The 19,622-nt window shown below is 30.9% G+C and carries 32 protein-coding genes; 1 reads left to right on the top strand and 31 read right to left on the bottom strand.

Going from position 1 to position 19,622, the window contains the following annotated elements; genetic code table 11:
- Positions 1 to 11: 11 nt before the first annotated feature.
- The 22 genes from AC3WSK_RS04135 to AC3WSK_RS04030 all read right to left on the bottom strand — a co-directional run bounded on the left by AC3WSK_RS04135 (position 12) and on the right by AC3WSK_RS04030 (position 16,044).
- Positions 12 to 206 (bottom strand): hypothetical protein, encoded by a 195-nt coding sequence (locus AC3WSK_RS04135; RefSeq protein WP_492412582.1) that lies wholly within the window; start codon positions 204 to 206, stop codon positions 12 to 14.
- A 46-nt stretch (positions 207 to 252) separates the two neighbouring features.
- Positions 253 to 432 (bottom strand): hypothetical protein, encoded by a 180-nt coding sequence (locus tag AC3WSK_RS04130; protein WP_492412580.1) that lies wholly within the window; start codon positions 430 to 432, stop codon positions 253 to 255.
- A gap of 35 nt (positions 433 to 467) precedes the next feature.
- Positions 468 to 749, bottom strand: a complete 282-nt coding sequence (locus AC3WSK_RS04125) for a hypothetical protein (RefSeq protein ID WP_492412578.1) — start codon at positions 747 to 749, stop codon at positions 468 to 470.
- 67 nt (positions 750 to 816) lie between these two features.
- Entirely contained in the window at positions 817 to 4,002 is a 3,186-nt protein-coding gene (gene dnaE / locus AC3WSK_RS04120) for a DNA polymerase III subunit alpha (protein ID WP_492412576.1), read from the bottom strand.
- A 13-nt stretch (positions 4,003 to 4,015) separates the two neighbouring features.
- Complete coding sequence (locus AC3WSK_RS04115) at positions 4,016 to 5,689, bottom strand: DHH family phosphoesterase (RefSeq protein WP_492534964.1); 1,674 nt, start codon at positions 5,687 to 5,689, stop codon at positions 4,016 to 4,018.
- Positions 5,690 to 6,727, bottom strand: coding sequence for a hypothetical protein (locus AC3WSK_RS04110; RefSeq protein ID WP_492534962.1), 1,038 nt, complete (start codon positions 6,725 to 6,727; stop codon positions 5,690 to 5,692).
- Between the two features lie 26 nt (positions 6,728 to 6,753).
- Complete coding sequence (locus AC3WSK_RS04105) at positions 6,754 to 8,208, bottom strand: hypothetical protein (protein ID WP_492534960.1); 1,455 nt, start codon at positions 8,206 to 8,208, stop codon at positions 6,754 to 6,756.
- Between the two features lie 10 nt (positions 8,209 to 8,218).
- A complete protein-coding gene (locus tag AC3WSK_RS04100) occupies positions 8,219 to 8,899 on the bottom strand; it encodes a hypothetical protein (protein ID WP_492534959.1) in 681 nt (226 codons plus the stop codon).
- 66 nt (positions 8,900 to 8,965) lie between these two features.
- Positions 8,966 to 10,105 carry a hypothetical protein gene (locus AC3WSK_RS04095; RefSeq protein ID WP_492534957.1) on the bottom strand — a complete coding sequence of 380 codons (1,140 nt, stop codon included), beginning with the start codon at positions 10,103 to 10,105 and terminating at the stop codon, positions 8,966 to 8,968.
- Between the two features lie 75 nt (positions 10,106 to 10,180).
- On the bottom strand, positions 10,181 to 11,206 hold the full coding sequence (locus AC3WSK_RS04090; protein WP_492534955.1) for a hypothetical protein: 1,026 nt from the start codon (positions 11,204 to 11,206) through the stop codon (positions 10,181 to 10,183).
- A gap of 238 nt (positions 11,207 to 11,444) precedes the next feature.
- Positions 11,445 to 12,068, bottom strand: a complete 624-nt coding sequence (locus AC3WSK_RS04085; RefSeq protein WP_492534953.1) for a hypothetical protein — start codon at positions 12,066 to 12,068, stop codon at positions 11,445 to 11,447.
- Entirely contained in the window at positions 12,065 to 12,508 is a 444-nt protein-coding gene (locus tag AC3WSK_RS04080; RefSeq protein ID WP_492534951.1) for a hypothetical protein, read from the bottom strand. The genes AC3WSK_RS04085 and AC3WSK_RS04080 overlap by 4 nt, the downstream gene beginning before the upstream one ends.
- Positions 12,509 to 12,532: 24 nt before the next feature.
- Positions 12,533 to 12,700: a hypothetical protein gene (locus AC3WSK_RS04075; RefSeq protein WP_492534949.1), complete on the bottom strand. Its 168-nt coding sequence runs from the start codon at positions 12,698 to 12,700 to the stop codon at positions 12,533 to 12,535.
- Between the two features lie 83 nt (positions 12,701 to 12,783).
- Positions 12,784 to 13,278 carry a hypothetical protein gene (locus AC3WSK_RS04070; RefSeq protein WP_492534948.1) on the bottom strand — a complete coding sequence of 165 codons (495 nt, stop codon included), beginning with the start codon at positions 13,276 to 13,278 and terminating at the stop codon, positions 12,784 to 12,786.
- Entirely contained in the window at positions 13,271 to 13,594 is a 324-nt protein-coding gene (locus AC3WSK_RS04065; protein ID WP_492534946.1) for a hypothetical protein, read from the bottom strand. The genes AC3WSK_RS04070 and AC3WSK_RS04065 overlap by 8 nt, the downstream gene beginning before the upstream one ends.
- 44 nt (positions 13,595 to 13,638) lie before the next feature.
- Entirely contained in the window at positions 13,639 to 14,037 is a 399-nt protein-coding gene (locus tag AC3WSK_RS04060; protein ID WP_492534944.1) for a hypothetical protein, read from the bottom strand.
- Positions 14,038 to 14,120: 83 nt separating this feature from the next.
- A complete protein-coding gene (locus tag AC3WSK_RS04055) occupies positions 14,121 to 14,327 on the bottom strand; it encodes a hypothetical protein (protein ID WP_492534942.1) in 207 nt (68 codons plus the stop codon).
- A complete protein-coding gene (locus AC3WSK_RS04050) occupies positions 14,320 to 14,916 on the bottom strand; it encodes a hypothetical protein (RefSeq protein WP_492534940.1) in 597 nt (198 codons plus the stop codon). The genes AC3WSK_RS04055 and AC3WSK_RS04050 overlap by 8 nt, the downstream gene beginning before the upstream one ends.
- Positions 14,917 to 14,959: 43 nt before the next feature.
- Positions 14,960 to 15,220 (bottom strand): hypothetical protein, encoded by a 261-nt coding sequence (locus tag AC3WSK_RS04045; RefSeq protein ID WP_492534939.1) that lies wholly within the window; start codon positions 15,218 to 15,220, stop codon positions 14,960 to 14,962.
- 36 nt (positions 15,221 to 15,256) lie between these two features.
- Complete coding sequence (locus AC3WSK_RS04040; RefSeq protein WP_492534937.1) at positions 15,257 to 15,532, bottom strand: hypothetical protein; 276 nt, start codon at positions 15,530 to 15,532, stop codon at positions 15,257 to 15,259.
- Entirely contained in the window at positions 15,529 to 15,816 is a 288-nt protein-coding gene (locus tag AC3WSK_RS04035) for a hypothetical protein (protein WP_492534935.1), read from the bottom strand. Before AC3WSK_RS04035 ends, AC3WSK_RS04040 begins: the two co-directional genes overlap by 4 nt.
- A 24-nt stretch (positions 15,817 to 15,840) precedes the next feature.
- Positions 15,841 to 16,044: a hypothetical protein gene (locus AC3WSK_RS04030; RefSeq protein WP_492534933.1), complete on the bottom strand. Its 204-nt coding sequence runs from the start codon at positions 16,042 to 16,044 to the stop codon at positions 15,841 to 15,843.
- 112 nt (positions 16,045 to 16,156) lie between these two features.
- Here AC3WSK_RS04030 and AC3WSK_RS04025 point away from each other — a divergent pair, with 112 nt between their 5' ends.
- Positions 16,157 to 16,318: a hypothetical protein gene (locus AC3WSK_RS04025; RefSeq protein WP_492534932.1), complete on the top strand. Its 162-nt coding sequence runs from the start codon at positions 16,157 to 16,159 to the stop codon at positions 16,316 to 16,318.
- Between the two features lie 43 nt (positions 16,319 to 16,361).
- Here AC3WSK_RS04025 and AC3WSK_RS04020 read toward each other — a convergent pair whose 3' ends face one another.
- From AC3WSK_RS04020 to AC3WSK_RS03980, 9 genes are all read right to left on the bottom strand, one after another.
- A complete protein-coding gene (locus AC3WSK_RS04020; RefSeq protein WP_492534930.1) occupies positions 16,362 to 16,610 on the bottom strand; it encodes a hypothetical protein in 249 nt (82 codons plus the stop codon).
- 110 nt (positions 16,611 to 16,720) lie between these two features.
- Positions 16,721 to 16,909 (bottom strand): hypothetical protein, encoded by a 189-nt coding sequence (locus tag AC3WSK_RS04015; RefSeq protein WP_492534928.1) that lies wholly within the window; start codon positions 16,907 to 16,909, stop codon positions 16,721 to 16,723.
- Between the two features lie 173 nt (positions 16,910 to 17,082).
- Positions 17,083 to 17,316 (bottom strand): hypothetical protein, encoded by a 234-nt coding sequence (locus AC3WSK_RS04010; RefSeq protein WP_492534927.1) that lies wholly within the window; start codon positions 17,314 to 17,316, stop codon positions 17,083 to 17,085.
- A gap of 78 nt (positions 17,317 to 17,394) precedes the next feature.
- Complete coding sequence (locus AC3WSK_RS04005) at positions 17,395 to 17,598, bottom strand: hypothetical protein (protein ID WP_492534925.1); 204 nt, start codon at positions 17,596 to 17,598, stop codon at positions 17,395 to 17,397.
- A 43-nt stretch (positions 17,599 to 17,641) separates the two neighbouring features.
- Positions 17,642 to 17,815, bottom strand: coding sequence for a hypothetical protein (locus AC3WSK_RS04000; protein ID WP_492534924.1), 174 nt, complete (start codon positions 17,813 to 17,815; stop codon positions 17,642 to 17,644).
- Between the two features lie 223 nt (positions 17,816 to 18,038).
- A complete protein-coding gene (locus tag AC3WSK_RS03995) occupies positions 18,039 to 18,278 on the bottom strand; it encodes a hypothetical protein (RefSeq protein WP_492534922.1) in 240 nt (79 codons plus the stop codon).
- 30 nt (positions 18,279 to 18,308) lie between these two features.
- Complete coding sequence (locus tag AC3WSK_RS03990; RefSeq protein WP_492534921.1) at positions 18,309 to 18,698, bottom strand: hypothetical protein; 390 nt, start codon at positions 18,696 to 18,698, stop codon at positions 18,309 to 18,311.
- A 14-nt stretch (positions 18,699 to 18,712) separates the two neighbouring features.
- Positions 18,713 to 18,931, bottom strand: a complete 219-nt coding sequence (locus tag AC3WSK_RS03985; protein WP_492534920.1) for a hypothetical protein — start codon at positions 18,929 to 18,931, stop codon at positions 18,713 to 18,715.
- Between the two features lie 108 nt (positions 18,932 to 19,039).
- The gene (locus AC3WSK_RS03980) at positions 19,040 to 19,489 is read right to left on the bottom strand and encodes a hypothetical protein (protein ID WP_492534918.1); all 450 of its coding nucleotides are present in this window, start codon (positions 19,487 to 19,489) and stop codon (positions 19,040 to 19,042) included.
- Positions 19,490 to 19,622 lie beyond the last annotated feature (133 nt).

Genomic DNA, 19,622 nt, shown 5'->3' with positions numbered 1-19,622 from the left:
TTACTTTAGTATTATTTATATAATTCTTTTTCCATTTTTTCTTTTCCACTTAGAATAGGTTTCATAAAGTTCTCTAATTCTAATACTCTTGACACATCACCATTTTTACCTGCCTTGACTTGAAGCTCTTTTAAATCATCTATGCGACCACCTAATTGGATTAATATCGCTCGTAATTCTTCTTTTGTGTAAGATACTGTATGCATTTTATCTCCTCTTCTTATGTTTTTTTAAATAAAAGATGAATATTATTTAAAGTAAAAACGACTTAATTTGTTCCAAAACGTCCTCTGCGAGTAAAATTGCTTCATATTCTCCAAAATCAATATAGATGAACTCTTTATGCTCGGAATACCTTGATAACACTAGCGTTTCAGTACGTTCAATTCCTTCACCTTTCTTTTCAAAAGGAATATTTAGCTTTAATTCCATCTCTATTTCCTCCTGTTTTTAAATAATATTTTCTTTTATTTAGTTCCTGTTTTGGCGAACTCATTAGCTAAATCTAGATACTCACTCATTTTATCGCTCAAATTCATCTCATTTAGTTGTGTATTTAAGTATATAAGCTCTTTCTTAATTCTATTCTTTGAAGTTGTTTTATTAGCATACTTTACTGCTGTCTCTAAGAAGTTGATCCGATTAACGACATGATTCTTTATAGCTTTTTTGACTCCCTTTAATGATATCCCAATCAATTCTCCACTTTTATTTGTCAATTCTCCGAGTAATTTAGCTTCTTTTAACATAACTAACATCTCCCTTTTTAATAATATTTAATTTTTATTTAAATTATTTTATGTATTTTATTAATTATCAAGCCTTTTTAGTTAGTTCCCATGCTGATAACCAGTTTTGCATAACATCAGTTGGCGTCCATTTACCGTTAAGCAATTGCTGTTTAGGTCTACGCTCAACTTTTAATACCTTTATTAAGTCTCCTTTAATTAAAAGTGGATTGCCTTTATTATCAGTGAATAATTTCTTATTAACTTTGACCTCGACCTCACTACCATTGTTAACAATATATAGCTTTATGGTTGGTGAATAACGAGTTTCTATATCTGAAATTACAGCAAACGATTTGTCGAAAGCCTCATCTACACTTTGCGGATACCCTAGCACCTCAACTTCAAACATTATTTTTTCATTGATTGAATAGTCATTGATGTTAATTAAAGTTGAAATAAACTCCTGTACCTCTTCAATCCTTTTAGATTTTGTATTGTCTTTATGAGTTTTCTTATATCGATCATTGAATTTTTCTGCTATTAGCTCTAAGTATCGGCTATTTCCAAACTCACTAAAGAACCCTAATCGAATAAGAATATTGAGCTGTCTAGTATTAACGGATGTATTTTCTGTTATATCAATTAATAATTCTAAGAAATCTGTATGTTTTTTTGATTGTGCTAACTCAAACAGTTCTTCAGATATATTATCATTAATGTATTTGATAGATTTTAACCCTTTATATATAGACTTATCACTACTGCTATATTCATACTTAGACTTAGACTTTCCGAACTTGATTGGCTTAATTTTAATTCCTCTTTGTTTAGCATAAGCAATTACTTTTGCACTCTTATCCATCTTATCTTCACGTACATTTAGTATGGTTGTTATAAATTCATGTGGATAATGGTATCTTAAATATGCACATACATAACCAATAAAAGAATATGGTTGAGAGTGGTTTAGAGAAAATCCGTAATCTGAAGCATCCTCGATTACCTTTAAGAAGCTCTGTAGTATTTCTTCTGATTTTTCAATTGTTTCACCATACTGAGATGTCATTATTTCTAAAAATCCTTCTCTGATCTTTGGCAGAAACTGTTCTGTTCCCTCTTTCTTACTTAACCCACGTCTAACACTGTCAGATTCGGAACCTGAGTGATTACAGAAATCAGTTAAGAATCGCATAATGTCTTCTTGGAAAACTAAATAGCCTAAATTTGATTTAAGGAATTCATTTAATGATGCGTGTCCATTATCATTTGTAATACCATTCGATAATTTACTTCTATAAGAATCACCTGCCGGTCTGATTGCACCATTGGCTAAACTTAGCAAGCTGATATAATCAATTTCACCAATGTCGTTCTTTATATTCGATAATGTCTTGTCACTAAATAACTGTTGTACATAATCAAACGCAGTATCCGATTCAAATTGGAACACACCAAGAGTAGAATCACGGAGCGATCTCCAAACATCCATATCATTCACATTAATATTATCTGGTGTAAGTCGCTCAATATTAGCTAATTTACAAGTCTCATTTATTATCTCGATATTATCAAGCCCTAAAATATCAAGCTTTACGTATGATTGACCGTCTAATTCCTTCATGTTGATTGCAGTTACCTTATACTTACTTTCTTTTGTATAAATAGTTGATATATTGCTGTTCAAGTCAATAGGAGAAACTACAAATCCTGATGGATGACTACCCATTGAAACAATAGTGCCTTCTAGTAGATCAACATATTCAAACAGCTCTTTGTACTTACTTCGATATCTGTCTAATGTGTTGCTATCTACAGCTTTAGATATTTCATCAACTTCATTTAAAGGAATGTTTAAAGCACGAGACACATCTCGAATAGCTCCTTTAGTTGCTATAGTATTAAATGTGATAATTTCTGCAAAATCGATACCATCAATAGATGCTAAATAATCTATAACGTCTTGCCTACGCGATGGCTCAAAATCGACATCGATATCTGGCATGGAAACTCGATCTGGGTTTAAGAAACGGAAGAAGTTTAAGTTATGCTTAACACTATCCATTTCAGTAACACCCAACAAGTAAGCAATCAATGATCCATTTACAGAACCACGACCATATCCCTGATAAATATCATTTTCATGACACCATTCAATAATGTTAGTCTGCAATAACATGTAATCAACAGCATCTAGCTTTTCGTATGTATCAAATTCTTCATGCACACGGTCTAAGTACACCTCTCTCTCTTCTCTGGGTAACTTATTAAACCCACGCTTTACAAATCCATCGTTTATTCTACTTTTAAACACTTCAATTGGATTTTCATACAACTTAGGATACTTAGGCTTTCTATCTAATTCAAAAACATCTATCATATTTGACATCGCATTTGTATTTTCAATAGCCTCTAAGTATTCATTGCGTGATAAAGCACCTTGAACTTCAAACATCTCTACTAGCTCATCAAATGATTTCATTGTTAAGTCAAATTGATCCTCATCACCATAACTAGCACCCTTTGCTTTAAGAAGCGTTTCACGACCTTTTGCATGAATTTTATCCAAACAGTGTGTATCCGTTCCTGCTATTAACGGTATTCCAGTCTCTTTAGATAGTTGTGATAACATTTGATTAAACTTAACTTGCTCTGGATGCGTATGATATTGCACCTCAAAAAACATTCTATGTTTATTCTGAATAAACCATTGCATCAACTCTTCGTATTCAATATGTAAACTACTATCTTTAATTACTTTGTTTCCACCTATAACTTCATATGCATTGTTATATAATCTCCAAATAGGCGAAGCTAAACAGGCAGATGTCATAATGATGTTATCAGATGTACTCTTTAAATCATCAAATGTTAAACGTGGGTTGTAATAGAAATGTCCATCTTCACGATTAAAGGATTTTGAAGTCAAATCATTTAATTCTTTTACGCCTTCATAATTCTTAGCAATGGTCATAAAATGATAGTTATCACGTTGAAGGATTAATTTATCTTTTCCTTTTACCTCTTCTACTCCTATCCCTTTAGTTAAATAAATTTCATTGGCATGGATATACTTTAGCCCTCGTTTTTCTACTTCTTGTTTCTTTTTCACCCAATTCATTACACTCCCATGTTCTGAAAATGCTATTGAGTTCATTCCAAGCTCTTGTGCCTTATCAAGGTAATCAGTAAATTTCGTTATACTGTCTGCCCCTGTACCTGCGGTTAGATTTGAAATATCACTATGAAGGTGATATATAGTATAGTTGTTCAAGTTATAACCTCCATTATTTAATAATATTTATATCATCAATAATAAATTGATATTGTTTGATCCATTTATACGTATTAACATTGCACGTTCCTACAATTTCAATCTCTTTTGTATTTTTTAATTTTAAAATAACTTCTTCATTCTGCTTAAACATTATGTATGTAATATTTCCACGTTGCATCTGAATCGTATCTAATTTAGATCCAATAACTTCAAGGTTTACATCATTCAATTTAAAATCATTAACTACAATTTTCGGCTCAACGATGTCTTTTCCCCATATAGGTGACAACTCGCTAATCTCCTCAATAATAGATGAATTCATTGACTTTAAAGGTACTAAAAAATCAACCTTATACTTTTTGCTAAAATCAACTTTAGACAATAGTTTGTTTAAATGTGATGTAACATCTTTAATGTTTTCTTTGCTAATCCCTATTCCAAATGCAGATCCATGCCCCTTAGCATATTCAATATGTTTGCTATCATTTAAAATATCTCTTAATTCATCAAATCCACCATAACTACGTCCACTGCCAGTATATAAACCTTCTTTTTCGTTAAAATCAACAATAATGATGGGCTTCATAAATTTACTTGCTAATTGATTGGCAATTAAACCTTTCGAACCGTTATCAATATTCATGTCTTTTAACAAAATAATCTTATCGCTTTCATTAACATTAGCGTTTTCCATAATACTTTCAACCATTTTGTTCTTTGCTCTATCTTGTCGAGACTTTATGTTTACACATTGCCTTGCGAAATCACTTATAAAAGGAACTAGTTCTGATTTATCTTTTCCTCTAGGCTTGTATTCAACAAGCTCTTTATGTTCGATAAAAGCCTTAAACATATCCTCTCTTTCCTTAAATGTGCCAATGCGAGTAACGGCATTTATAAGTGGCGCAATATAAAATCCTATTGTGGTTGGGTTTAGTTTGCTCTTCATTGAGTAGTCTTGTTTAGTTATTAATGCTTGCAGAAATGAATTATTAATATTTAATAAACCATCATTAATTAAGTAGCGAGTCTCCAATTCTTTTAGAGACATCATATCTGCAATGTTCCCTACTGCCACTAAATCTAAGAAGTAGTCTGCAAACTCAGTATCGTAATAATCATCTAATGCCTGACATACTTTATAAACAATTCCTGCACCACTTAATGACAAGTTACCTTCATTGTTTAAGTATGGATTAACAATTGTAGCATATTTACTTTCTTCACAGTCAATTTCATGGTGATCAATTACCACTACATCTATGCCTTTTTCGTAAAATCGTTTATGATCATCTTCTTCATTTGATGACGCATCTGGAATTAACAGTAGATCAATATCTAAGGCATCATTTACATCAGCAATGCCATGTGTTTTTTTATCATGAATGTGATAAGTAATATCTAATTCTTCATTTTGTAATTTCAAATATTGATACAATATCGATGCACTGGTATAACCATCTGCATCTGAGTCTACTACTATATGTATTTTTGAACCATTATCAATATGTTTAACAATTGTATCTTTAACTTTATGTATATTCTTTAATATTCTCCAATCTTGAGTGACTGATTTATCTAAATCAAGGTAGTCGTGGAGGTTTGATACGCCTCTGTTTTGTGAGAGTGTACCAATAATATCAAATATGTAATCATTGTCTCCTATTAGTTTGTATTTAAACAATCAACCTCTCACCTTTCTTTTCTCTTCATAGAGTTTACACCAGTTATCAAAATTATCACTAGGACTTTCCTTATCTTTGAGTAAACCTTTGGTATCATAGATACAATACAGCTCTTGATTTTTCATAAACTTATCAAATTCATCTGGATAGAAGTTTTTATCTACAAGTCCACCTCTACCTATCTCTGCGCCTCTGTCATAAGCTATAACAATCCTTACGCCTAACAAAGTTAATTTCTTTACTTGCGTTTTTGATAGTTTGTGACCGCCAATAGCGACTGCATTCTTTATCCCTTTGTCCCATAATTGCTGAACCCCCTTTTCAGCCTCTAGCACTATCACTTCTTTATGTTTTAAAATATGATGTTTTGCCTTGTCTAACCCATATAAAATTTTTGTTTTAGCACAAGGGTGTAAGTATATGTATTTATTCTCATGTGGAAGCACATCTTTTCTATTTAGTCTTCCTTTGATTCCCACTAAATTACCTAATTCATCTCGAATCGGAATGGTGATCATATTTGATTCTATATCATAACCAAGCTCAAACTCTTCTTGTGTATAATACCCTATTCCATCATTTTTAAATAAGTCTGTTACATACAATCCGTAATAGTCTAGGATACCTTCGTCTATAGGTTCAAGATGTTCATCAACAGAATCTTTTTCCCTATTTTTTATTCTCATCATATCTCTAGTCCATGATGCTAATTTTGATTTTGGTTTTTGCTTTTCGTAATAATCATAGTTACAAACATCACATATCCATTTTAAGCTGTCAGAAAAGTAGCTTTCATTCACAAATGACACTAGTGAGATAATGTCGCTGTTACCATATGCATCTTTTATATTTCTTGTATATGCATCTACTTTTAAATTATCTTTATATACAACAGTAGAGTTTTGGTTGTCTCCGTCAGGCATACCACAAGAATAATACCTGCTGTTTGATTCTATTGAATGCATACCTAATTCTTCTAGGATTAATCTAATTTTATCATCATCAATAATCCTTTCTTTTAAATCTAAAGCATCCAAAGTATTCACCTCAATTACACATAAAGTTATTTATCGTTCTTCGGTTTAAATACCTTAGTTAGAAAGCCTACTTCATACCATGTATTTCTATCTAAATTAACCTCTGTAACTAAGACAGTCCCCTTACCTGTACCCCTATTTTTCGCTATTTTTTGTCCATAGTATGTTTTGTTTTTATCTAATTCATATGTACCCCATTCGTTAGTGATTCTATATTTATGATAATCATTCGGATTTAATCGTTTCTCCAGAATCATGTGATCAACTACATGGTATAACTGCTTGGCGTTAGCTATGTTATTAGAGTTTAAATCAAAGATATCAATATTATGAGTCTCATCGGTTAATTGAATCGTACAATATCCTGCTACATTCATTTCTCCGCAAACATTCTTAATCATTGTCGTTGTCTGCTTTACTGTTTCCCACTGATCACCCTTGTACCCTTTTAATGTATCGTAATAAATTACTTCTACGCCTAACCCTAATACGTGCTTTTTGATTTCACGTTGTAAATCTTCATCTGAATATTTATTTAGTTCCAAAAAATAAACTCTTGTATTTTCTTTGATCCACTCTCCAACAATCTCAGTAATTAAGTGATATTGATCTTCTGATTCGTAGACACCATTTAATATATCTGACTCAGTGATATTAGTTAGTGACTCCTTGTTATCATGATTCGAATTTAAGAAGTTAAACTCATAATTATTACAGACTGTTGATGCTTGCATGGCATACCACTCATCTTCGTCTTGCTCATTAACTAAAACTAAGACAGGAACTCGTTTTAATACACCAATGAAGTTAACAACCTTTGCCATACGTCTACTTTTACCTTCATTCGATAACATACCATCAACGAGTACTTTCTTTTTACGTAATCCTCTAAAGTATTCATCCCATTTAGGGAAAGGCAATGGATGTCCAATATCTGGAGTTTGTTTCCATGACTCTAATTTATCTTTAAACTTACTACCCAATAAAGTTGCTTGTTTACCGCCACCGATTACTGTATTAATATTATCCACTGCATAACGCATTGTACTAATAATATCCTCTGCCTTCATTTGAGGAAACTTCGGATGCTGTAACATCTTGTCTGTTGGGAAGTTTTTTCTAGTAAATTCACGAATTAGTGAATACTTTTTTACTGTATCAAAATACTTGTCAACATCTTTATCATCAGCTAGGCTCATTTGATACTCAATTGTTCGCCAACCGCCTATATCCTTATATCTCTTAGCTCGTTCACTATCCTGATTCATAAAAATTGTAAACTTTGACTCGTTCATTTCTTGTGAAAATGTCATATAAAACAACTCGAACATATCATACAAGTATCTAAGCTCTTCATCATGAAAATCATATTTTGATTTAATTAAATCTGCATATTCTATGTATAAATCTACATTCTTATATAATGAACCAACTAGTAATGCTTCAGACGCATAGTCATTATCTTTTCTTTTCTCAACCATCTGTTTCCTCCTAAATCAATTCATCATGAATGTCTGCTACTCTAAAATCTTCAGCATCCTTTCTGGCTTTTTCAACTACCTGATTAAACTTATTAGATGATTCAATTTTAGATTTAATATCAACTACCTGATGATTTTTTTCTTCTAGTCTTTCTTTGTAGTTCTTGTAGTCTTCATATTTACTAATAACAATTGCTAACTCATAATTCATTCTCTGGGAAGTGTTTTTGAATTTTTTATTTAATGTCTGTTTAGCTAAGTAATTAACCAACATAGAATACATCTCTAGAAACTCATCGTATGAAATAGAGCCATAAACCTTTTCATCTTTTCCCTGTGTAATCTTATCGATCCTCATACAATAATAATTTGGCAACGTAACTTGATAATGCTCTTTGATCCATTCATAAAATCTATTTTTAGATTCTGCTAATTGTTTATCTTTATGTTGCTCTAATTGATAACCAATGATCATTCTTTCTATTTCTTGCTTAGACATCTTGCCTTTCTTATTTAATTCATTTTTAAAACACTCCTCATGGTAATACCTATTATTTATTTTTAAGTATGAATCTTTTTCAGTATCGATTGACTGTAATCTTATTAGCTTTCCATCACTGTCTCTATCTAATCCTTGCAACTTTAACTCTTTTAATTTTTTTGTATCGCATGAATTACACTTGTATTTCATAATAGTTACACCTCATTTTATAAAATAAGGGGAAAGAAAAAATTCAATCCCCTGATGTTATATGTACTATTCTTTAACTAATTTCAAGAATTTCTCTAAGTCTGGTATAGCTTCAATTTGATTAAAATCAGTATCTAATCCAGAAGCCTTAATTTTTGCACCTAATGATTTCTTTTTCAGTGGAGTTAAGGCAGAAATTAATTTTCCAATTTCATCACGTAAACCATCAACAGTAACTTCTTTGATTACCTCTCCTTGAACTTTTTCTTTTTGATTTGTCATTGTCTCAGATAACAAATCTTCGTCTTTTTTTATTGAGTCTGACATGCTATTTCCAACTACATTTGATTTTTTACCTTTGTTTTTATCAATTACCTCTTGCCATAGTAGAGGCGATGGATCATCAATTACAACATTTTGAGCATAAACTTGAGTTCTATCTTTACGCATTACTTGCGCTTTGATTTGACCCATATCATCTTCAAAATGACGTAATACTGTAAAGAATTCATATTCAACTCCATCCCATGTATCAGGAACTTTGCCAACCTCAACTAATTGCATTTTTCCATCAACATCAACCATTTGCTTCTTAGTTTTCTCACGAGAAGTTACTACTACATATTTATCTGTACCAGTAATAAGGCTTCGTAACAAGTTCTTACCTTTCATTTTGATTTTATCGTGATCTTTAAATTCTAATCCTGCTGTAGATTCTGCTACAAATTGCTCTGTTGCTGTCTTATCTTGAGATTTAGCTTTTAACTTAGCACGTTTTTCAGATACGTTAATTGCCGCAAATTTTACATTATCGCTAATTACAGTAATACCGTCTACTACAATTACGTCTGCAACGAATGGATTTCCATCAGCGTCAAACACCTCTTCTAGATTTCCTTCATCATCCTCAATATAAAGCGTCTCTTCTTGCATTGCTTTTTGTGCCCACTCTTCAACTTCTGAGTAAGATGTAGTATAGACTAACAATAAGTTGTCTAAATTAATTCCTTGTCCTTCTAATGATTCTAAGTAGTTATCTACGCTACCTGCTTCGCAGTCGATATATAATACACGCAATGGCTTACCATTTTCACTTGTCATCTTCATGAAGTCTAATGCAAATGTTGACTTCCAAGTTCCTGCTTCACCAAAGTTAAAGAATTTCAAACCTTTTTTTACTGTACTTCCACGTTTAGCTTTTGCCATGAATAAATTACTCTCCTCTAAATTATGTATTTTTCATTTCATTTATTTTGTACAATGTTATGTATTAATTAGCTACTACCAAGGTAATTCGTCTTCTCCTACTTCTTTTTTATCACCATTTGAATCTTGCTTACCCCAATTGTTAGATGACTTTTGTTGACCTTCAGCATTCAGTTTTTCTAATGCTTCATCTACAATTGATTGAGTATACGTTTCAACGTCAATCGTTTCTGGGTTAGCACCTTCAATTACATACTCACGAGTGTAAGATGTATTTGCTCGATCAAATGAGTTTGTTTTACCCCAAGAGTCAGTTTCTTTTACTTCTTCTACGTCAGCCTTATTAATAATTTTCCCACTAACATCAATAGATGTGTATGGCTTTAAATTCTTCTTAATCATATTTGCTAGAGACTTTTCATAAATTACAAACTCTGCATTTTCGATTGAGTTTTGAGTAATGATCTTTGCTTCAACTAAGAACTTATCTCCACTTTCTGCTTTTTCAATTCCGATGAATACAATAGTTTGCTTAAAGTCTGATAGTGATTCAAACCCATCTTCTTCAAAATCAATATCCTTAGAGTTTAAGAATACTGCATCAGCAAGCAACTTTTTGTTACGAATAGCATCACCATCACGATTTTTAAATGAAGAATACTCAATTTTACCTTGTACATAAATTGAAGTATCGTCGCTTAAACCGCTAATTAAAGCTTCAGGTGCATCGTATTGAGCAAATGTAGAGATGATATTTTTACCTTTCTCATCTTTCTCTAATCCTAAGCGAGTACCAATAACCTTAAACCCTTCCTCTTCGTGATTGTATCGATCATCCCAAGGTACGATTTTTTTCTGTGATTTTTCTCCTTTAACTTCAGACTGTTTGAACAAGTGAGCTTCCTTTGTTTTAAACCCTTCTGCATTAATAAATACAATCGATTCTTGGTCAACTTTTACACCGAATTTTGCAGTATTTTTTTCTGATCCTGATGTAAACGTATGTGACTTTAATGCATCCTCTTTTTTCAATCCTGTTACAAGTCCACGTAAACGGAAGAATCCTTTTGTTTCTGGTAATCCATGAGTAGTTTTTGCCATATTAATAAATCTCTCCATTTCAATTATGTATTTTATCACTTAACTATCGAACCGATCACAATGTACCTAACTAAAGTTTAATAATATTAGGATTTTATTTTGAGAACACTGTAATAAGCTTTGGCGAAACTCATTACTTGAGAACATGCGATTGTTTAATATTTCACCTTTATATGTATAAATTTTAATTATTTACATCACTCAAGGTTCGATAGTTTTTTATTATGTATTACATTATTTATTTTGCTTGTTTTTCTTCATCCAAACCTTCACGCTTGAAGTAATATTTACTTCTTGGATTCATCCAAGGTGGAGGTTTAATTTCTTTCCACTGCTCTTTGTTCATTATTCCATCTTTTACAACTTTGATCACTTGCTTTTCGTGCAATTTCAATCCTTCATATTCAATGCCTTTATCAATGGCTTTGGCAATCTCTGATAAAACAAATGCATCGGTAACGTTATCACTTGGATGTTTGTAACTCCATCGCTTTTCAATAGGTGTCACCATCAATTTCTTTGAAGCTCTACCATTACCAGTTGCAAACTTCTTCAATCCACTTGGACTTACATCATAATAATTGAATCCTGCTCTATGAAGATGTTCTCTTATTATCCAACCGACTCCAAATTGATAATCGATCCCTTGTCCAACTGAATTGTAACTAAAGTTTTCAATACAAATGATGTCTGTTTCTATGTTTAATTTCTTGATTATTTCTTCAGCAATGTAAATCATTCTTTCTGGGTCTTTTCTGTATGTATAAAATAAATCAGTTTCAACTATAATCTTACCTTTTTCATCCTGTATGAAAAAACCTGTCATTGATGATGGGTCAATTCCAACATATCGTATGGTCAATCAGCATCACCGTCATCAATCTCTTCATCATCAGCAATTTCTACACCTTTTACTTTCCTACGCCCTTTACCCTTCGTAGATTCTCCTAAATCAACTGTGATGTGCTCATTAAGATGTTCAGTCACTTCTTTCCCAACCTTATCAATATGCACTAAAGCTTTATCAATCGCTTCTTTCAGATCTTCAACCTTACTTAAATCTTGCTCACTTAAATTTTCAAGGAATTCTTTTTCGATTAATCGTTTACCTAGAATATTTAGGTTTCCATAGTAACTTGCACCTTGCTTGTTGTAGCCAAATTCTCCACTACCTTCAGCATTTTTCCCTCTGGAAACCTTTTTCTCATAACGTTTCATTACTGCAAAGTTCGTCTTATCTATAGCAATTCTATGTTGTGATGTGATCTGTACTTCATTATCCTCTAAAGGAGGTTCAATCATTCTATCACCTTTCTTTTATGTAATTTATTTACTAACAATCTCATTTCTTATAAAATGTAGTTCCAGTAGCAGTTTCTTGATTGTCTTATTACACCAAACAGCATTATCACGAGTAAATTCTTTTTGATCATTCATATAATCTAGTTCGTTTAAAATTTCCTGTTCTTCTGTAACAGTCAATCTCCTGACCATCGTAATCACTCCCTCTCTTAACTTATATATTTATTATAACATCTCAATTTTATATTTCAAGTGTATTTTATGTATTTTATTATTTAATTTTTAAGCTGTGATTTTACTACAGTTAATTCTTTTTGTAATTGTTCAATCTTTGCCTCTATAATGTTTACCTTTTCCAACTTTTTCTTATGTAATAATTCCTTTTCGTGTTCTGTAAGCCACTTCTCTTCTAGTGCCGATAGATCGCTTTCATGTCCTTGAAATTCATACTTTAACATTTTTACTTCTTTTAAAATAGAAACCGTTGGTAAGCATCCACCTTCGATATCGCCAATATATAACTCAATTGTATAAGAGATTGTATTGTTTTGTCCATAAATCTCCAGCCATCCATTTGAGTAATAATCACCTTCATCAGCTTCATTAAAATCAATAGTATAATCATTACCTTGATAATTGTTTAGTAGCTCTTTCATTTCTGAATATGATTCTAATTGTAATAACGTCTCAAAGTAAGGAATGAGTGTCTTTTTAGTTGCTTTCTCTTGATTAAAAATAAACTCTTTTAAATCCTTATAAAATTTATGCATCCACTGCTTCACTCCCTTTATTTTTATTATAAAACTCAATAATCTCATATAGCTTATCTTGGCACTGTTTATCAATTCCCTCTAATAAATAGCTATCAAAGTCAAATTGAAGTTCTTTGATTTCATCATCAATCTCTTTAATCCAAGTTTTTAAGAGAAGTCCACTGAATTCGTTTTTCAATTCAATATCCTGATCAAGTGACTTCATTAGAAGCAACATTCCTTTTTGTTGCATGGTTTCTTCGCTTTTCTTTAGCGCCTCTGCTAATACTTGTCTACGAAATATTAACTCTAAGTATTTACGTTTTTTATCCAAAAAATCTTCCTCCAATTTTTATAAAATGTGATTATTATAAAATACTATTCTAGAGCCTTTAATGTTTCTTGAATTTGCATCTTCACATAGTTAGTTTGCGTAGTGAAATTCTTCAATTCATTTTCAACTTGTCTACGTTTACTCTTTTCATCTTCATACATTTCTAGCAGTTGCTCTTTTGTGAAGATAACAAATTTACCTTTGTGATAATAGTCAGCATTAGCATGTTCAAATGCCATAATAGCAACGTCAATATATTCTCTTGTACCATCTGGATCACCGATATTTTTTAGATATTCATCAACATCAGGTACAATCTTTGATATTTTTTCTATATTTTCTGTACTGTACTCAACGTGTACGTATACCACTTCACCTCCACCGCAATCTTCGTCAATTACTTTCATGCTATTTAAAATATCTAATTTTTCTTGATTCGTCATAATATACAACCTCCCAATGTTTTAGTTTCTTTTTTATTACAAAAACTTTCAAGTAAATAGTTTTAATAAAACTGAAATATTATTTAGAAAATTTCTAATTCCTTTAGAACTCTTTTCAACAAGTTCAATTCACCATTAGCAATCAATAGAACAGATTCAATTACATCCTTACCACAATTAATCCCTATTGAGGCTAATTGATTTGATATATCTTCTAATTGGTCATAATCAATTAGCCAACCACTACTACTTAATGACTTGTCTTCGTTCGCGTAATTTAACTCAATCACAGCTACCGACTCCTTTGAGTGGGTTAAAATCATTAACTCCTTCTAGTTTGTTGTATTCGACAATAATTGTTTCTACTTGTTTTCTAAACTTCTCTGGGAATCTGTCATTCTTACCATAGTTCTTACTAGAATATCTAAAATCACTTTCTATTTTCTTATAAAACTCAGCTTCAGAAAAAATTCGATCTCCGTACTCATCGTTACCTAATACGCTTACTGTAAGTCTGACATGTTTATTCTCATTTTCCTTTATGTACACATATGCCCATTGATGAAATGAACCATCTTTTTCCTCTTTATAATTAGTTGGGATTACATATAAATGACTATCAATTAATTTATATTGGTACGCCTCACCAAAACCGTTCATAAATTCAGGTATTACAATTTCTATATCATCAATCACTTCTGTTTTTAATCTGTTTTTATTCCACTCATCATGTTCTTCATTCCAAATTTTGCTCTTGATCACTCTTACTACCTTAGAAAGTTCATTATGTAAATATTTATCTTCTGTACTTGATGTTTTATATGTATCACGAAAAGATTCAATATTGCATATCTGTTCTTTTAAATATTCTATATTCACTTATGTACTCCTTTCATAAAAGAAAAATATTATATTATATTATTTAATCTTCATTTAACAACTCGTCAAGAATTTGCTCATCAATATAATCCTTAGCTATTAATTCCAACTTTTCATACTCAGAGCGCCATTCACTAACCTGTTTCTTTAAGCGAATTGCTTCATCTAATAATTCACGTAAGTACCATGTGTGCTGAGAATCCTCATTTAAATTACCGTCCACATAAATTTCTACATTTGAATTGTGTTCTGCTTGTTTATATTTAACTTTAAAATCATTTACCTTAATTAATATACTATCCATACTATCACTCCTCTTTTTTATAAAACGTGTATTTTATTAATCTGCTAACAATGCCACCATGCTCACTCTATTATTTTTACCCGCTAAAATATCTGCAAACTCAACAGTTTTCATTGCCTTCTCTTCTCTATCATTATAGGCGTTGAGGTGAATCTTTATCTTTTCTAATGTATCAATCAATTCATTATTCTCATTAACGGTAATATTATTTTCTAACAAATACTGTTTTACTTTATCAGTGCTTATCCGATGTAATAATGATTTTAGAAAAAGTCCTATTTCAGTTCCATCTTTCCGTTTATGTGTAATCACTCTTGAAACCACCTATTCATATCTTCAAGTGAAAATTTTCCTGAACTAGCCGTAAGAGATGCTATTGCATAAGAATCTAACAATTTATTTGGCATTATAGGATTCTTATTCACTGTTTCATTCCATAGATTAACTATATCTAACATTTTAATACTTTGATTTGACCATGCAAATTCAATAGTGTTTAACTTAATAAACAATCTTTTAATTTCATTTTCCGTTTCTGCTTTAAACAAATTGATGAAAACCTCTTTATTTTTATTAACCCATGTTTCCTCATTCATAAGTTAATCCACCTTTTTATGTATTTAATTTAATGCAACAGATTTGAATGCAACTATGTCTGGAATACTGAAACTAATTACCTCACCTTTTTTCATACCCTTGAAACTATATCCACTAAATGAGCCGTCACGATTGCTTGTAAACTTCCAATCATCGCATTCTACATCAATAATATGTCCCCCTTTTAAATATACAGTAACTATATGCTTGCCCTTTAGTTTATCCACCCTTAAAATCCCCTTTCAATATTTATTTAAACTCAACAATCGTTTTATTTGAAACAGACTAAAACAAAGTGCTAACATAATCACTATATAAGTTGTAAAGGATTGATCAAGTATGTCTGAAAATCAAAATTCCAAAGTAGTTAATTTAGATGAGCATCGTGCATTAAAGAATTTGATAAACAGTATTTCTGATGATGAGTTAGAAACTGCTAAAAAGTATATAGAAGCTTTAGAACGTGTCCATAAGAATACTGATATTAAACCTAAAGGATGATATCATCCTTTTTTATTTTTCTTCTTTACTTGATTAGTCATCATCAATATTTTTCTTTGTTATTTAATAATCTACCTTTTCTTGGTAATGTCACGCTCACAACTCCTTCAAAATTCATTAACTCTCTTTTACTTTTATCTGTATCAATAAATAAGATATTAATTACTGCCGATTTATATGTGATTGAACCAAGTTTAGATAATTCTTCAAGCGTTTTTTTGTCTTTGTATGTAATTATGTATTGCTGAGATTTATTTCTATTGGATTGCATTTCGTCTAACAAATCTATCATAATTTCACCTCAATTCTTTTGTATATTCTTAAATAAAAACATCTTATTATTGAAGCAGACTACTTCAACAGATATTACCTTTTTTGCTGTTGAAGTAACGTTCTCCTGCTTTACCATTCACTTATTATCTTTTCATTAATCGTTTCAGCTTCATTTTCTGCGATGTTCCATTCATTAGATATTTGAAGACTTAGCTTTCCCATTTCTTGATAACCTATTTTCATTTGCTCGATCATGGCTTGTTTTAGTTTATCGTTTATTATGGAATCGTTACTTATCTGCTTTATCTCTTCAAACATTATCAACATCTCCATTTCATTATTATGTATTTAATTAATTAATCACCGACTTTTGCTACATAACAACTATTTATTTATAATGAGAATGTTATAGTTTTCATTTATTTGTTTTCTTCGATAGGTATATATTAATCTATCAAATAATTAATTTCAAGTTTATTTTATGTATTTTATTAATTAATTTGCTTAATAACCCATCTTTCGATTGCATCTAACTTAATGATATCAATGATAATAGCAACAATGACACCGATAACACCTATTAGATATGTACCTATAACTGCATATATACTATGGTAATTTACGAAGTACCAAAACCAAGCCCAGAAAAACAGGCTACAACTTGATATCAAAATACTTCTTACTACGAACTCTTTCATGCAATGCTCCTTTCGATAATATTCCACTTTTACTGAAACTACCATAATCATGATTGTTATTTAGATTTTGTTTAGATCTTCATCTGGATAATGGTAGGAAATCATTTAAAATATCATCTCCTCACACTGATTTTCTTCATTAGGTTCATCATAATCAGCGTTATTACCCTTATTGTTAACCGCAATTTCAATTAATCCTTTTTGTATCAGTTCTGTTACTTCTGAAATTGGAATTGGAAATGTTTCACCTGCTTTATGCTCGTCATAATAGCCAAAAGGTTTCAAGACTCTAACAATTAAATATTTCATTCAATAGCACCACCTAGCAATTCAGGATTCTTGTTTATGTTGCTCACATCCCTACATATTCCATTAATATTTGGAATGGTCGATTATCGTTAGATACATATTGCATAGCACTACCTACTTCCCATCCGTTCTCATTACATTCTAAAATATTTTCATGTAGTTCAATTTCGTTACTTGCTTTAACAATCTTCTTTCTGTTAAATCTATTATAGTTCATCCTTTTTTACCTCTGTTATGTATAAAATTTTTATATAAAATTTACATTTTATGTATTTTAATATTTAATTTCTTTAACTACACCTACGTTTAACATGCACTTAGTGTAACAAATTGAATCACAATATAAGTTATGTTCATCCAACAGATACTCATCTTTTCTAGTTAAATCATTTGCACATTCTTTATTTGCACACTTACCAATTACATTATACTCGCTAAGTTTATTCAGTCTCTTCACCTTCTCCTACTTTATTATTCTCTTGGAGTGGATTGAATTCTTTCTGAGTCTTGAAATACTCGAAGCCTGCCCCTACTTTAAGATCTACCATCTGTTTTATGAGCCAGCCACATCTTGCTATCCAAGATGTCATAGTATCAATATCCTTAAAAAGTATCCCTTTATCATGCTCATTAATAATTGAATCAAATGTATTTTTCAAATTTGTAATATCACTATTCATTTTCATTCTCACCTTTATGTATATGTAATTTTAAACTAATCTTCTTGATTTTGTTTGCATCATCTTACGACATTCCGTATCTGCTTTTTTAATTCGGTAATGTCCTCTGTTCTTCCACATTATGTTTGATTTTGTTACTTTGAGTAAATGAGATATGTATCGAAAATCTTCATTGCTAAACTTACCATGTTTAACTCCAAATACAGTGACTAAGGAATCTGTATGTATTGTCACACCTTCCCAACCTTTCTTTAATGCCATCTGTAAAGCTTTGACTATAGTTGTTGCTTCTGTTTTAGTTGAAGACTCATCAAATCCAATAAACGTTCTTCTTTTAATTCTCTTGTTTCCTTTCATGACGTAGTAATGATGAGTAGATGCTCCATCCTTATAACCACTGTCAGTATATATTTTAATCATATGCATTACCTCTATTATGTATTTTGTGAATTTGCTTTCCACTTTGCTTTAGAATTATCCATAATCTCAATCATTTCATCTATCCAATTTAGTGCAGACTGTTTATCTTTATACGTTTTGTCGAATATCCACCCATCATCATCTCTTATTATTTTAAAACCCTCTCCTCGTCTATTGGGAGAAATAAATAATCCAAAATCTTCATATTGTTTTTTACTGTATTTTTTAATCATTAAATACAACCTTTATGTATTTTTTAATATATTAATTTCAAGGTGCGACATTAGAATCACCACCAATACCACACCCTAACATTAAACAATATTATTTATTTAATTTAATTAGGTAATCTTACGAAGCACTATGTATTCTGGGTAATTTTGTTCTAAATATAGCTTCGTATCATTGATATTTTTCACATTTTCCATATCAATAGTAATCTGCAACTCACTATTGTACAAAAATGCAAACATAGGAGTTAGTATGATGCTGTAATCGCCTTTCCCATTAATCCTAATTATATCAGTAGTTTTAAAAGTTTTATTTGTTGAAGGATAATATTTTAATTCTGGTTTACGATTTAAAAAAGTTACCTCTTCACCATCTTCATCGATTTCTAAAATCTCTGTAAATTGCGAGTCCATACATTCAACTACTAATCTTCTACCTTTTATGTTTTCTATATGGAGTCCATTTGACGGTATCATTCCATCAAACAACTCACCTAACTCTTCTGGACTTTTATCTTTTATTACTAGATTTGCTTCAAATGATACCAAAAGTGCGCTCATATTGTAATATTCCTCCATTTTCCATTAATTTTAGTATAGATGTAGCATCCGCTATCATCTCCGTTGATACAATTTTACCAACCATATACAGTATTGTCAATATCGAAATACAAACATTTGTTCTTGTTTTTGT

This window comes from Lysinibacillus sp. EB271-A1-10B, assembly GCF_058791335.1.
Note: the sequence above shows the minus strand (reverse complement) of the source record. Positions and strands in the feature narration are given on the sequence as shown.